General features: G+C 64.6%; 11 protein-coding genes. 6 read left to right on the plus strand and 5 right to left on the minus strand.

The window, feature by feature from the left end:
* Nucleotides 1-8: 8 nt before the first annotated feature.
* From NBW56_RS06175 to NBW56_RS06185, 3 genes are all read right to left on the minus strand, one after another.
* On the minus strand, nt 9-1145 hold the full coding sequence (locus NBW56_RS06175) for an ABC transporter permease (RefSeq protein WP_250258436.1): 1137 nt from the start codon (nt 1143-1145) through the stop codon (nt 9-11).
* A 77-nt stretch (nt 1146-1222) separates the two neighbouring features.
* Nucleotides 1223-2590, minus strand: coding sequence for an ABC transporter permease (locus NBW56_RS06180; protein ID WP_250258437.1), 1368 nt, complete (start codon nt 2588-2590; stop codon nt 1223-1225).
* 280 nt (nt 2591-2870) lie between these two features.
* Nucleotides 2871-3521 (minus strand): ATP-binding protein, encoded by a 651-nt coding sequence (locus tag NBW56_RS06185; protein ID WP_250258438.1) that lies wholly within the window; start codon nt 3519-3521, stop codon nt 2871-2873.
* A 147-nt stretch (nt 3522-3668) separates the two neighbouring features.
* On the opposite strand from NBW56_RS06185, the gene NBW56_RS06190 reads away from it, so the two are divergent.
* From NBW56_RS06190 to codA, 3 genes are all read left to right on the plus strand, one after another.
* Complete coding sequence (locus NBW56_RS06190) at nt 3669-3926, plus strand: hypothetical protein (protein WP_250258439.1); 258 nt, start codon at nt 3669-3671, stop codon at nt 3924-3926.
* Between the two features lie 171 nt (nt 3927-4097).
* Entirely contained in the window at nt 4098-5411 is a 1314-nt protein-coding gene (codB, locus tag NBW56_RS06195) for a cytosine permease (RefSeq protein WP_250258440.1), read from the plus strand.
* Nucleotides 5412-5577: 166 nt separating this feature from the next.
* Nucleotides 5578-6813, plus strand: a complete 1236-nt coding sequence (gene codA / locus NBW56_RS06200; RefSeq protein WP_284346097.1) for a cytosine deaminase — start codon at nt 5578-5580, stop codon at nt 6811-6813.
* 72 nt (nt 6814-6885) lie between these two features.
* Here the strand turns inward: codA and NBW56_RS06205 are convergent, their stop codons facing one another.
* A complete protein-coding gene (locus NBW56_RS06205) occupies nt 6886-7695 on the minus strand; it encodes a hypothetical protein (RefSeq protein WP_250258441.1) in 810 nt (269 codons plus the stop codon).
* Nucleotides 7696-7874: 179 nt separating this feature from the next.
* Here NBW56_RS06205 and NBW56_RS06210 point away from each other — a divergent pair, with 179 nt between their 5' ends.
* Nucleotides 7875-9578 carry a PHP domain-containing protein gene (locus NBW56_RS06210; RefSeq protein ID WP_250258442.1) on the plus strand — a complete coding sequence of 568 codons (1704 nt, stop codon included), beginning with the start codon at nt 7875-7877 and terminating at the stop codon, nt 9576-9578.
* Nucleotides 9579-9691: 113 nt separating this feature from the next.
* A complete protein-coding gene (locus NBW56_RS06215) occupies nt 9692-10624 on the plus strand; it encodes a PI-PLC domain-containing protein (RefSeq protein ID WP_250258443.1) in 933 nt (310 codons plus the stop codon).
* Nucleotides 10625-10642: 18 nt separating this feature from the next.
* Here the strand turns inward: NBW56_RS06215 and NBW56_RS06220 are convergent, their stop codons facing one another.
* Nucleotides 10643-13498, minus strand: coding sequence for an FAD-binding and (Fe-S)-binding domain-containing protein (locus NBW56_RS06220; protein WP_502799327.1), 2856 nt, complete (start codon nt 13496-13498; stop codon nt 10643-10645).
* Between the two features lie 232 nt (nt 13499-13730).
* Here NBW56_RS06220 and NBW56_RS06225 point away from each other — a divergent pair, with 232 nt between their 5' ends.
* Nucleotides 13731-15059, plus strand: a complete 1329-nt coding sequence (locus tag NBW56_RS06225; protein ID WP_250258445.1) for an MFS transporter — start codon at nt 13731-13733, stop codon at nt 15057-15059.
* Nucleotides 15060-15078 lie beyond the last annotated feature (19 nt).

Raw genomic sequence — 15078 nt, forward strand, 5'->3', positions numbered from 1 at the left:
ATGTGCTCCTAGCTCATAGAGGCGAGAATTGACTTCGGGCTGCGCCGAAAAACAGGAATAAGAACCGCTGCGACAGCAATGGCGACGATGAGGGCGCCCACGCCAAGCGCAGCGAGGGCCGCGAGTGGACTCGCGGAAGGGGAGAGGGCTTCGAGAACCGGGTCGTGAGAGCGGGCCAGGAGAGCCTCGCTCACGGCAGTCGTCGCGAGGAACCCCAGCCCGAGTGCGAGCACCGCCGCGACGGCTACGAGCGCGCAAATCTCCGTGAGGAACTGACGAAGGATGCTCCCCTTCGATCTGCCAAGGGAGAGCAGAATCCCGATCTCATGGAGGCGGCCGCGCGCCCAAAACGCGAGCACGAGCACGAGCACCGCAATGCTCACTGCGCTCAGTCCAAGAACGAGCCACGTGAGAAGGCGTTCCACGCCGGCGATCGAGGCTAGGACGGTGCGAAACTGCGCCGAATTATCCTCGAGGCTCAGGTGAGGGCGAGCCTTATGCGCCTTCGCGAGCACAGCTGGAAGCGCCTCAGCGCTCGCGGTGCTGTATCGCGCGAGGGTCAACGACGCCGGATCGGTCAGGGGTGTCATATCTTCGGCCGCGGCGAAAATACGGTTCTCCGCGGCGCCCGCAGGAAGGCCGGACGGATTCTCCGCGCGACCGCTAAAGATGCCGGTCACGACGAGGCGCACGAGCTTGCCGTCACGCCCGAGCGTGATCGCACTTCCCACCGATAGGTGGTTCTTCGCGGCAAAGTCTTTGTGCACGAGGGCGCCGTGCGACGAAGGCGTCAGGTACTCGCCCTGCTCAAGCGTGAAGACCTTGCCTTGAAACAGCGGATTCAACTGCGAATTAGTCGTCGCCGTCGCCGTCATGTCATTCGCGAACTCTGGGTCAAGCTGCACCGCCCCGGCCGCCGTGACGGGACGGTCACCTTTCGGTTTTACGAGCAGATCCGTCTCGTACGCACTTGAGGTCACGCCGGGAAGCTTCGCGAGAGCGTCGGCATCGGTGCGGGCGAGGCTGGCGTCGGAATTCTGCGCCGTGAAACCCGCCCCAACGTGCCGATCGATCGCGCCGCTGATATCGCCCATCGTGGCGCGCACGCCCGATTGCGCCACGAGGCACGTGAAAATGAGCGTCATAAGAAGCAGAAGAATGATGCTTCTCGCCGGACGCCTTTGAAGAGAGAAAGCGGCCAGGCGCAGTGAAGACAAGCCCATCATTTGAGAGCCACCAACAGTTTTTTCGGGGCCGTGCGAAGCATCGGGAGTGCAGCGAGCAGCACGCACACGATCATGACGATGGCCGCCGCAATCGCGACGTATGCAACATCCTGATGACCGAGGCTTACGTGCAATGAATCGAGAGTTTTAAGCGCGCTCGACGATTCGAGATCGGCGCCGGCCTGCTGCCCGGGAGCAAAACCATTCTTCGTAGAAGAATTGACGCTTCCCAGCACCGAAGAGCCAATGGATTGCGCGATCAACGTGCTCACGAAATACGAGAGTCCAATCGCCGGAATGGCGATGAGCCCAAGCTCCATCCAGTATTGGCGCAGCATTCCACCCTTGGTGGTGCCCACCGAAAGGAGCACACCCGTTTCCTTCTTGCGTTCACCGAGCCACAGGAACAGGATGAGGCTCAAAAGCGCGATGGCCAGGACGAACGTTGCGATTCTCGCGCCGTTCATGATCGAGCGAACGCCATCAACCGCACCGGTGATGCCCGCGAGATACTGCGTCGACGGGGCAAGCTGATAGTTGCGCCAGTCAATACCGAGGCGGCTCGCTTCCTCCGCGACCGTCTTGAGCTCAGCGCCCTTCTTCACGAAGAAATTAGCGTCCTGATAAATCTCGGTTTTCTTCGTCCAGCCATAGAGCTCACGGGTCGTATCAAGATCCGTGAACAGCGTATTGGCGAAAAGTTCGCTGCGCTGGGCAACGGGCCTCGGGTTATCTCCCGAAAAAATGCCGACAATTTCCGTTTTCACTTCGGTTGTGGATCGGTTCTGGTTGTCGACGTCGAACTGATTACCCTTCACGGTGATCTCGTCGCCCACCTTGAGGCCGTTCGCCTTCGCGAGATCCTCGTGGATGAGGGCCTTGTGCGAGTCCCCACCGCGCAGGTGGCGGCCTTGCGTGAGGGTGAGAGCCCCACCGCGGAAGCTATTTTCCAGCTCAGAGCCGTTCACGCCCCACACGTTCGCGGCGTTGCCGAACTGCTTCTCCTTTTGCTCGTCGTACTCGTTGTGATCGAGCTTCTTGACGCTCGCGCCCACGAGATCCGCCGTGACGTTCTGACGCGCGACGTAGCTCTCGACGTTCTTGAGCTTCGCGATCTTCTCGATATCCGCACCCTTCACGGTGCCTGCGCCGCGGGGTGTTCCCTGATTGAACTGCGGGTTGTTTTGCAGAACGAAGCCCGCGCCCGTGCGCCGATCAACCTGCGCTCCCGCCGCATCGGCGGCGCGTGTCACCGAACTGGTCACCATGAGCGCCGACATCATCGCCGCGAAAATTCCTAAAATAATGAACGACTTGACGCGTTGACGTGAAACGTAGCGCCAGGCCCGGCCGAAAGACGACACGGAACGATCCTTTCCAGAAGGCAACATAGGGTGTTTGAGCCGCCGCATAACAGTGTGCGGCAACGACGAAAGAACCTAACGAAGCAGTCTGGAATGGTTCCCAGCTTGAGGTGGGAAACGACGGTGAAAGCGGCATGTCCTCGGGGAAAACTCCGGGATTGAAATGGGTAAAAGGTCCCGAAAAAGGCCCGTTTTCAGGGAGAACGCGGGCAAACCCGGATCAATCCCCTAAAACGCCGCGGGGGAGTGATTTACGGCGGCAGGGGTGTATGCGGAGCAGCTAGAACCCGGTCCGCGTGACCTTCGGGTAGTACTTCCGGAACTTCTGCACCTGGCGGAGACCCGAAGCGAGAGCGAAGCCCTTCATCCACGCCCCCTCCGGGGCATAGCGGTAGGGGTTGTCCACACCGTGAGCACGAACGGCGGAATCGAGCTGAGCGCGCAGCTCGGGTTCGGTGACGTAGTGCTTCACGAGGCGCGTGGGGAGGATCGAGTAGAGGTGCTGCTCCTCGGCGCGCACGCGCTCAAGGGGGGAGCTGTCGATGAGGTCCGCGACAATGTGCTCGGGGTAGGAGCCGCCTGCGGCGGTGACGTAGTGGTTGTTGCGGCCAAGCCTCGGATTGAGTTCGAGGAAGTAGGCCGTTCCATTGCGCGGGTCGACCTTGAGATCAACATTGGCGAAGCCGACGTAGTCCACGTGGTCGAGGAGTTTTTCGAACTGCGCGACGATTCCGCGGTGAGGACCGGTGAGCATCGCTGCGGGGGTGCGCATCACGGTGAGTGAACGCATGCCGTAGGCCTTGTGAAAGGCAATCGAGACGTTGAGCGAGTTGAGACCCGCGCCGAGGATCACGACATCGAACTCTGTGCCGCCTTTGCTGATCCCCGGTGTGGGGCCGGGCTGGGAGACAGTGAGGTTCGAGATGGCCACGTGAAACGCCTTTCGCTGGGAAACATCCGGCGCTTGAGTTTCTCGAACGGCAGTTTTGGCGCTCTCTGTTTGCTCGCACAAAGTGTTCGTAAAATCATTCATTGCTAAATCAGCGCCCCCAGGGCGCACATCTCCAAAGGAGCATCGATGAACGACAACACTCCCCTCGACAAGGTCAAGAATGCCGCGCAGTCGCTCGCGGACACGGCGAAGGAGAAGCTTCCCGCGGGCGTTGATGCGGCGGCTGACGCCGTGGTGGACCTTGCCGCGAAGGCTGAGGAGAAATTCCCGCAGGCCAAGGGCGTGACCGACAAGGTTGTGGACGTTGCGGGCGCGGCGCAGGACAAGGCCCATGAGCTCGGCGGCGAGGGTGACGGCGACGCGGATGGGGAAACAGCAAAATAGGCGCTTAAAAGGCGAGCCGCGCCACTAGAAGTCGCCGACCGCCTCCACTTCATCGAGATTGGTGCTAGCCTTCGAAAGGTTGTGCACGGACATGGACAGAGAGCCATGCGAGCACTTCATGTGATCCGGGTACAGCCATGCCTTTGTCCCGTTTTCACGTGAGGAATGTGCATGAGCACCATAGCGCCTGAGCGCCCCGCAACCACCCCCATTTCCGCCCGCCCCGCCGAGAACGAGTCCGCAGTGACGGCCTCGGGGCCGGCCCCGACCGAAGCGAACGGCCACGACGCCGACTTCAGCTTCACCCCAGTTCCCGCATCCGCGCGCCACGGTTTTTGGGCCGTGGGCTTCGTGATGCTCGGATTTACCTTCTTCTCCGCCTCGATGAGCGTGGGCGCGAAGATCGGCAACGGTCTCGATCTTGGCGGCTTCGTGTGGGCCACGGCGATCGGCGGGCTTGTGCTCGCGATCTACACCGGTGGCCTCGCCTATCTCGGCGCGAAAACCGGGATGGGACTTGACCTCCTCGCCCGCCGCGCCTTCGGCCGTCGCGGCTCGCTCTTGGCTTCCGCCCTAGTGGGCCTGACCCAGATGGGATGGTTTGGCGTGGGCGTGGCGATGCTGGGTATCCCCGTCGCCGACCTCCTCCACATCAGCCCCTGGTGGATCGTGATCGCGGCCGGTGCGGCGATGACCGCCTCCGCCTTCTTCGGCATGAAAGCCATCGAGATTGTCTCGTTCATCTCGGTTCCGCTCATCGCCATCCTCGGCACCTATTCGATGGTGACGGCAACCAGCAAGGCCGGCGGTCTTGTCGAGGTGTTCGGTGACGGCTCGATGCCGATCGTGACCGGCATCGGCATGGTTGTGGGCTCGTTCATTTCGGGTGGCACGGCGACCCCGAACTTCACGCGCTTTGCTCGCTCGGCGAAGGTCGCCGTGATCACCACGGTGATCGCGTTCTTCCTTGGCAACACCCTCATGTTCAGCTTCGGCGCGGTGGGCGGCGCTTTCACCGGTAAGGACGACATCTTCTACGTCATGATCGCCCAGGGCCTCGCGATCCCCGCGATTCTCGTGCTCGGCGCGAACATTTGGACGACCAACAACAACGCCCTGTACACCTCTGGCCTGGGCTTTTCGAACATTACGCGCGTGCGCACCCGCCCCATGACCCTCATTGCGGGCATTTTCGGCACGGTGAGCGCCCTGTGGCTCTACGAGAACTTCGTGGGCTGGCTGAGCTTCCTCAACGCGGCACTGCCGCCGATTGGCGCGATCCTCATCGTGGATTTCTTCGTGCGCAAGCACGCCTACCTCGACCCGAACGCGAAGGAGCAGACGATCGCTCCGCACGCGGTCATCGGCGTGATTGCCGGCGGCCTCGTGGGCTACTTCGTGCCGTGGGGGATCTCGGCCCTCAACGCGGTCGCGGTCGCGATCGCCATTCACCTCGTGGGCGTAGCCTTGACGAAGCGCCGCTAAGAACACTTGTGGGTGCGGCGCGGTTCGCTCCTGTCAGGTGGGTCGCGCCGCCTCAATCTCTGGGCACCCCGCTCGCGTGGCGGGCGTCGCCCACCGGGGGTCCTGCGGGTTTCACTCGAGTGGTCTCCCGCCCTTACCCTCTCCCCACCAAGAGAAAGGCTGCCCTGTGCTTATCCAGAACGTCTCCCTTCCGGGCCGTGAGGGCTCGGTTGACCTTCGCATTTCCGACGGTTGCTTCACCCACATCGAACCCAATCTCGCCGCCGAACCCGGTGAAGAAACGTGGAACGCCGAGGGCCGCCTCGCGCTCCCGCCTTTTGTGGAGAGCCACATTCACCTCGACTCGGTTCTCACCGCGGGTGAGCCGAAGTGGAACATGAGCGGCACGCTCTTCGAGGGCATCGAACGCTGGAGCGAGCGAAAGAAGACCTTGAGTGTCGAGGACGTCAAGGAGCGCGTGCGCCGCGTGGCACGTGACCAGGCGAGCTTCGGCGTGCAGTACGTGCGCACGCACGTGGATGTGACCGATCCCGAGCTAACGGCGCTACGGGCGATGCTTGAGCTGCGCGATGAGCTTGCCGAGCTCATCACGCTTCAGATCGTGGCGTTTCCGCAAGAAGGTATCGATTCGTTCCCGAATGGCCGCGACCTCATGGTCAAGGCCGCTGACATGGGCGTCGATGCGATCGGCGCGATTCCCCACTTCGAGTTCACGCGCGAGTACTCGGTGGACTCGCTCAACTTTGCGTGCGAGCTCGCGCGCGATCGCGGCCTGCTCATGGATGTGCACTGCGACGAGATCGACGATGAGGCCTCGCGCGGCCTCGAGACTCTCGCGACGCGCGCACTCGAGTTCGGCATGGGGGAGAAGGTCACCGCGTCGCACACCACCGCGATGCATTCCTACAACAATGCCTACTTCGTGCGTCTGCTGCGCCTGCTCACGATGAGCGGCATCAACTTCGTCTCCAACCCCATGGTGAACACGCATTTGCAGGGCCGCATGGATACCTACCCGAAGCGCCGCGGCGTCACGCGCGTCAAGGAGCTCACGGAGGCGGGCATCAACGTGAGTTTCGGGACCGACGATATCCGCGACCCGTGGAACCCACTCGGCACGGGGAACCTCCGCGACATTGTGCTGAACGGCCTCTATGTCACGCAGATGATGGGGTACCCGCAGATCGCGGAATCCTACAATTTCGTGACTCACAATGCAGCGCGCACGCTGCGCCTTGAGAATTACGGCATCGAGGTGGGTAACCCCGCCCGTTTCGTTGTGCTCGATGCACCGAACTGGGTTGAGGCGCTCAACTTCAACGCGCCCGTGGTCCGTTCCTACAGGGACGGCAAGCTGGTGGCGAAGACTGAGCCGGCAACCCGCGAGGTTTTCTGGGGCTAGGCGCTGCACACCTCATCGCGATAAGGGAGGGCCCGGGCAATCGCCCGGGCCCTCCCTTGTGCCTCTTGCTGTTTAGTTCTTGCGCATGCGGATCACGGCGAAGGCGCCACCGCCAATGAGCGCGAGGGCGAGGATGGCCGTTGCGGCGATCTCAGCGCCCGTGCGCGGCATGAAGCCGTGAGCGCCGCTCGCCTGACCCGAGCCCTTCGAGGGCTTCGCGGGGGCCTGCTTCGACGGTTCAGCCTTTCCGGGGCCGTTGGCTTCGCCGCCGTCGGACGCTGTAGGAGCCTTAGCCGGCGGTTCGGCCGGGGCGACTGCGCCCGTGTCCCCGTCGTTCACACCGCCCTCAGCGCCGCCGTTGTCACTCGGCGCGGGGGTGGGATCGGCGACCTCGCTGAAGGAGATGCCCTTCATCTGCCACTCTTTCTCCGTGATCGTGAGCGGCTGGACGATCGCTTGGGGCGCGGGCTGAGGAATGCCGTTGTCGATCTTTACGCATTCGATCTGGAGGTTTGCCTCGCCCGTCGCGGCGATGTCCACGAAGCTCGCGTCGATCGGGTTGATGACCGTGCCGTCGTTTTCGAGGGAGTCGATTCCCGACATGACCACGCGTGTCGCCTTCTCGCCTTCACCCTGGACGAAGACGGTGCGGGCGCCATCAACGTAGGGCTCTTCGCACTTCACGCGGGATTTCACGGTGTAGGTGAAGGGGTCTGCATCGAGTGCGCCGTGTGCCTGGACGCCCTCGGCATTCTCGATCGTGGCCGTCACGGAATCGTCGAGAGTGACCTTGGTTTCCGCAGCGGCAACTTGGGGGAGGGCGAGGAGTGCTGCGGCGCCGGCGAGGGCAGCCGAGCGGCGGAGCGGGAGGGAGAGTTGCATGGTTCTACACGTTCCTTGGGGCGCGGGGAGTGGGTTAGCGAGGACAACTGTGACAGGCCATAGTGAACACTGGGTAACTCGCCGGTGTCGAATTTCGCCCCCAACTCGTTACTCGCTATTCATTTCCTCCCTTTAGCGTTCTCATTGGTCTCCCCGACGCCTCGAGAGAAAGATTCCCCATGACCGAGCTCCGCTCCCCCCACGCCTCCTTGCTCGCCCCGAGCCGACGCACCGTGCTGCGCGGCAGCGTTGCCGCCGGTGCCCTAGGTGCCGCCGCGGCCGCAGCCACCGGCTCCGCTATCGCCGAAGAAACCCCCGTGACCACCACCGGCGCGACCGAGAGCCAGGATCTCGCACCCGCCGAGACCGGTCTTGAATGGCTCGTCGTTGACCACCACGTGCACTCGCTCTACAGCCACGATGCGAAGTACACGATGGAAATGATCATGGATAAGGCCGAAGAGTTCGGTGTGGACGTCATCGCCTTCACCGAGCACTCGAACTGGGGCCACGCCAACGAGGGTGGCGTGTGGGAGGCGAACCGCCTTATTCGCAAGGCCCGTGACGAGCGCAAGCTCATGGTTTTCCAGGGCATCGAGTGGTACATCCCCGCGGCCGAGCACTGCACCGTTCTCGTTGCCCCCGGCATCAACGAGGCTCGCGTGCTGCGCACCTTCGAGCTCGAGTTTGACGGCAAGCTCAACGGCTGGGAAAAGCCCGCGCTCGATTCGCCCGAGGAAGATTTTCAGCAGAAGAAGGCGTGCGAGGCTATCGCTTGGCTCGGCCAGCAGAAGGGCGAAGGCTTCATCGATGACGCGATCGTGATCGCGAACCACCCGAGCCGCTACTGCATCGACTCGCCGCTCGAGCTTCGCGCGTGGCACGACGCGGACCGCGACATTTACCTCGGTATGGAAGGTGCCCCCGGTGCCCAGGGCTCGGCTTTCGGCCTCAACCGCGACCCGAAGTTCCAGCGCGGCGAATACGAGAACAACCGTCGCCCGGACTCCTCGCCGCACTACCCCGACGAAGCCTTCCGCACGCGCGGCGGCTTCGACTACCTCACCTCGGTCGTGGGTGGCATGTGGGACTCGCTGCTCTCTGAGGGCCGCCGCTACTGGATCACCTCGAACTCCGACTTCCACCTCAAGACCCACGACACCTACCGCGTGGGCGACTACCCGAAGGGTGACGGCTGGGAGGAAGGCGCGAGCCTCGGCAACTTCAACCGCGCGGGTCGCCGCCCCGTTCCCGTCAACACGAACGAAGCTCAGGGCGGAAGCGACTACTGGCCCGGCCAGTTCTCCCGCACGCACGTGGGCGCCACGAGCCGCTCCTACGAAGCTGTCATGGAGGCCATGCGCGCCGGCCGCATCTGGATCGAGCACGGTCACCTCATCTCCGGCCTCGAGGTCGTTCTCTTCGCGAAGGACGACAGCGCCGAGCCCGTGACTCTCGGTGACACCCTCAAGGTCAAGGCCGGCACCGAGCTTGGCCTGCGCGTGAGCGTCACACCCACGACGAAGGAAAACTCCGCGGGGATTCTCCCGGAGCTCGCGCACATCGACCTCATCCGCGGGCTTATCACTGGCCCGGTCGAGGACGTCAACACGACGACGGCCCCTCACACCAAGGTCGTTGAGCGCAAGGACACCGCGGGCCACGGGCGTGAGAAGTTCACGGTCGAATTCGACCTCGGCGCCGTCGAGGAAAGCGGCTACCTTCGCCTGCGCGGAAGCGATGGCAAGCGCTCGGGTGTGGGCCCGATGGGCAGCGATGTTGATCCGGCCGGCCCGATTCCCCACGGTGGCGAGAACGGCGCAGGAAGCCCGTGGATCGACACGTGGATGTACACCAACCCGATCTTCTTCGAGGTCGAGTGATCACGGTTTCGTGAACACGAGTGGGGCCGGTTTCGCGGGGGTTATGCCCCGCGGAATCGAGCCTCATTTCCATCGCCCGCCCAGGACACACACCGCATGAAAGGACACCCCGCATGGCCCTCAACCGTCGGACCTTCCTGACCGCAGCCGCCGCGACCGCCGCGAGTGCCGCAACCCTCGCGCCCGCGAGCGCGTCACCGCTTTTTGAGCGCGACGAGAACGACACCCCGCGCCTTCTCGATAACCCGTTCGATGCGAGCCTCAAGAACCCCGCGCCCGAGGGGTGGGCGCCGAAGAGCCCGCTCGCTCGCGCTCACGCCCACAACGACTACCTGCACACGCACCCGCTGTGGGATGCGCTTGCGCAGGGCTTTTGCTCGGTTGAGGCGGACGTGTGGTTTGAGGGCGGGCAGATCCTCCTTGGCCACACCCGCCTCGGCACGGCAAGCGGCCGCTCCCTCGAGGAGTTCTACGTGAAGCCGCTCGCGGCGCTCGTGCGCTCCAACGGCGGTCACGTGTTCCCGGGCTACGACGGCCCGTTCCAGCTCCTCATCGACATTAAGGACCAGGGCGAGAAGCAGCTTCCCGCGATCGAGAAGCTGCTTGCGCCCTACAGCGACGTGTTCTGGCACGTGGATCGCTGCGGCACCGTCGTCGAGAATCCCGTGCGCGTGGTGTACACGGGCGGTCGCCCGTACGATCTCATCAAGGACAACCCGGTGCGGTTCGGCTCGGCCGACGGCCACAAGGGTGACCTCGGCGGCGAGATCAGCTCGCTCGACATGCCACTCATCTCGGAGGATTGGGCGACGTGGGGCTGGCAGGGCTTCGGCGAGCGCCCGGAAGAGCAGTTCCGTTCGCTCAAGGAGTTTTCCGACGGTGCCCACGCGATCGGCGCGCGCTCGCGCCTGTGGGGTGTTCCCGAGCTTCTGCCCAAGCGTCGCGAGATCCTGTGGCAGATGCAGCTCGATGCGGGTATCGACGTCGTGGGCGCCGATGACCTCGCTGAGCTGCGCGCGTTCCTTCTCGAGCACGGCGCCGCCTAAATCAACTCTTTCGAAGGCCTACCGCGCGCGCTCGGCGAGTAGCTCGAGCACGTGGCGGTAGGTCTTTCCCGTTGCGCGGGTCATGCCGATTTCGCACGTGCGATTGAGGGAGGCGTGGTGGTCGGCGCCGAGGGCTTTCACTTCGGCTGCTTCGGCTGCCGTTGCCGAGGCGGTGAGCTCGGGGTGGAGCATGCCGCGATCGCCCGCGAAGGCGCAGCAACCCCACGCATCGGGCACGGTGACCTTCGCGTAGGCGGCCTCAGCGATCTTCGTGAGAGCGGGATTGAGTCCCATCTGCGTGGAGGAGCACGTGGGGTGGAGAATCACGTGTTCGCTTGAGCGGTCGATGTCGAGGCGCTCAAGAAGATGATCGGCGGTGAACTGCACGGCATCGATGACGTCGGCACCGTCGCGCTCAAGGATCGCCGCGAAGCCCTCGGTGCAGCTCACGGCGTCGCTCACGATCGGCAGGTCGAGCTCGCGCACGGCGTCCACCACCTTTCGGGTCTTCGCGGAGATGACCTCGTGCCCCTTGGCTTTGCCTTTCGACGTCCACGGCGTGCCGCAACACGTGGAATCGATGCCCTTCGGAATAAGAAGCGCGAGGCCCGCCTTCGCGAGAAGTTTTTCGAACGCGGAGACGACGTTTCCACCTGGCGCGGCCCCGCCGAACATCGTGTTGACGCACGCGGGAACATAGATACCCGCGACCTCGCCATTCGGCGCCCCGAACAGGCGGCCGGGCAAGTTCGAGCCGACAGCCCGATGCTCTGCGCGCTCGCCGAGGGTGCCGCGAGCCTTCCCGCCGGCCGGCAGATCCTTCGTGTATTTCGGCACGGTGTCCTCGCCCAGCAAGCGTCGGCCCACGCTCGTTGCCGCCCCCACGGCAGGTGCCGGAACCTTATCCGCGACCGAGAGCCCAACCGCGGCGCCGCGCGTGATCGCACCCCACGACGCTGCCGCGGCCTTCCACGCGCCGGATTCGACAGCGTTCGTGTTCTCGCGGCGCAGTCGCTTGACGAGAAGTCCCGTATTGATCCCCACGGGGCACGCCGTGACGCACATGCCGTCCACGGCGCACGTGTCGATGCCTTCGTAGTCGTAGTCCTTGGCGAGCTCATCCGCCGTGGCCGCATCGCCCGCGTTGCGGGCACGCTCCTCGGCGCGGCGCACCACGATGCGCTGGCGCGGCGTGAGCGTGAGGTCCTTGCTCGGGCATACCGGCTCGCAGTAGCCGCACTCGACGCAGCGATCGGCCTCGACCTCGATCGTGGGGTTGAGCTTGAAGTTCTCGAGGTGGGCCTTCGGGTCGTCCTCGATGAGCACGCCCGGGTTGAGGATCCCCGCGGGATCCACGAGGTGCTTGATGCTCTTCATGACCTCGTAGAGTTCGTCGCCGTACTGGCGGTGCACGAACGGCGCCATCGCGCGGCCCGTGCCGTGCTCGGCCTTGAGGTTGCCGCCGCGAGCGAGCACCACGTCCACCATCGACTCGGTGAAGGCGCCAAGGCGCTCGCGGGCGGCGTCGCTCTCGAAGCGGTCGGTGAGCATGAAGTGGATGTTGCCGTCTTTCGCGTGGCCGAAGATCACGGAGTTCTTATACCCGTGTTCGTCGAACAGCTCGTGCAGGTCACCGCATGTGTCGGCGAGGTTCGCGGGCGGGACCACGACGTCCTCGAGGAGTGCGGTTGTGCCACTTTCGCGCGCGCCCGCGACGGAGGCGTACAGGCCTTTGCGCAGCGCCCATGCGGTCGCGCGCATGCGTGGATCCTCGGAGAAAACGGCGGGGGAGCGTAGCTCGTGGGCGCGCAGGATCTCCTCGCCGGCGCGCTGAGCCGCGGCGAGTTTTTCGTGCTCGTCGTCGCGGTACTCGATGAGCAGTGCCGCTTCCGTGCTCGGCGCGAAGCCCTGGATTTGCTCGGGCACGCGGGCGAGCCTCTGGCCCACCGCGATCGAGGTCGAGTCCATGACCTCGAGCGTCGCCGCCCCCGAGTCCACGAGCTCGGGCAGGATTCGGGTAGCCGCATCGAGCGTGGGGAACACGGCGAGCGCACTCGTCGTGAGCGCCGGGATCGGGACCGTGCGGAACGTCGCCTCGGCGATGAACGCAAGCGTCCCCTCGCTTCCGATCACGAGCTTTTCGAGGATGTCGATGGGGCGCTCGGCATCGAGGAACGCGTTGATGCCGTAGCCCATCGTGTTCTTGAGTGCGAAGCGTTCGCGAATGATGCGCACACTCTCGGGGTTCGATACGACCCTTTCGCGAAGGCGCGAGAGGCCCTCGTGGATGTCGGGCGCGTTGGTGCGCAGGCGAGCGTCGGCCCCGTCCCGATCGCTCGTGTCAAGGGTGAGGCCCGACGGTAGCACCATGACCATCGATTCGAGGGTTTTGTAGGTGTTGTACTCCGTGCCGCAGGCCATGCCGCTCGAGTTGTTCGAGACGACGCCGCCGACCGTGCACGCGGCCTCGCTTGCGGGGTCGGGGCCGAGGCGGCGCTTGAAGCGGCGAAGGCGCGCGTTGACCTGCGCGATCGTGGCGCCCGATCCGGCTCGCACGCGCGCGCCCTCGTCGAGGACTTCGATGTGGCGGAAGTTTTGGCGCACGTCGATCTGAACGTGGGGACTCGCGGATTGGCCGCAGAGGCTCGTGCCGCCCGAGCGGAAGGCGACGGGACTCTTGGCGGCGTTCGCGCCTTTGAGGAGCGTGGCGACCTCGCGTGCCGTATCGGCAAGGACGACAGCTTCGGGGGTGAAGAGGTAGTGGGAGGCGTCGCTTGCGGCGGCCACCCTGTCGATCAGTCGAGTCTGGATGCGGCTTTCGTCGCGCACGGCAGCGGTGACGAATGCGGGGGCGGTGTTCACGAAATCCTCCATGGGCGCGCCGGGTAGGCGTAGACGACGCCTTAAGCCTAGACCCGAGGAAGCGGGCCCTCACTGCGTGGTGGAGTGCTCCGCGTGTCTCTCCCACGCTCGGTAGTTATGAAATGACATACAAAACGAAGGAAACAATAGCCGTAAGGTCGTTATGAATGTAAAGATAGTCGGGCTGGCGCCGGCGAAGTCGCATCCCATCCACATTTCTCGTATCCCAAGGAGACTTAAGCCAGTGAGCGCCACTGACACGGCCTCGATGCCGGCCGTCCCGGCGTCGGACCACGCCCACGTACTCGAAGCGATCCCCGAAACCCTCCCCGAAGACTCGCGCCCCCTGCCGGATCTCCCGGCCGGCGCGTGGTGGCCGGTGGCGGCGTCGATCTTCGCGATCGCGTGGGGCGGTAACGAATTCACCCCGCTTCTCGTGATGTATCGCGAGGTCTCGAACTTCTCCGACCTCGTCGTCGATGGTCTGCTTGGTGCCTACGTTCTCGGGATCGTCCCGGCTCTCATGATCGGTGGGCCCCTCTCCGACGTCTACGGTCGCCGCCCGATTCTGCTGCCCGCCGCACCGCTCAGCCTCCTCGGCAGCCTTATGTTGATGCTTGCTCCCGGCTCGCCCCTCATGATCGGCATCGGCCGCATCCTCTGCGGGCTCGCGCTCGGTCTCGTGATGGCGATCGGCACCGCGTGGATCAAGGAAATTTCCGACGCCTCCGGAGCCAACCCCGCCGCAGGTGCCCGCAGGGCGTCGCTCGCCCTCACCACGGGCTTCCTCGCCGGTGCCCTCGTGGCCGCGATCCTCGCGCAGTGGGGCCCGTGGCCAACCCGCACCTCGTATGCGCTGCACATCCTCATCACGATCGTGACCGGTCTGTGGCTCTTCACCGCGCCCGAAACGCGCACACCAGGTCACCTTCCTGCCGAGAATGAACCCGCCTCGGGTGCCGAGACGCTCATGTCGAAGCTCATCGTTCCGAAGGCCGCGCACAAGCGCTTCCTGCGCGTGGTGCTTCCCGTCGCGCCGTGGGTTTTCGGTGCATGTGGCACCGCCTACGCCGTTCTTCCCGCTCTGCTCAAGGATCGCGCCGGTGACTACCCGATCGCGTTCGCGGGCATCATGACCGCCGTGACCCTCGGCTTCGGCGTGGGCATCCAGACCGTTGGCAAGAAGATCGACACTCACCGCAGTGCACGTGCCTCCGTGATCGCCATGGCGATCGTGGCGACCGGCGCGGTATTCGCCGCCGGCGCCGCGTCCACGACGAGCCTCACGATCGGCCTCATCGCCGCCGCGACCCTCGGCTGCGGCTACGGCCTCGCGCTCGTGGCCGGCCTCAGCGAAGTTCAGCGCCTCGCCGGGCCCGACGACCTTGCCGGCCTCACCGCCGTGTTCTACTCGATCGCCTACCTTGGCTTCTTCGTGCCGATGCTCCTCGCGGCGCTCAGCACGATCTTCAGCTACACGGCGATGCTCATTGGCGGCGCCGTGATCGCGATCCTCACGCTCGTGGAGGTCGCGCTCGCCTGGCAGGCACACCTGCCCGGCGCGCACGAGTAAACGAGGCTTTGCTCGGCGA

This window comes from Dermabacter sp. Marseille-Q3180 (genome assembly GCF_940792985.1).
GTDB lineage: Bacteria > Actinomycetota > Actinomycetes > Actinomycetales > Dermabacteraceae > Dermabacter > Dermabacter vaginalis.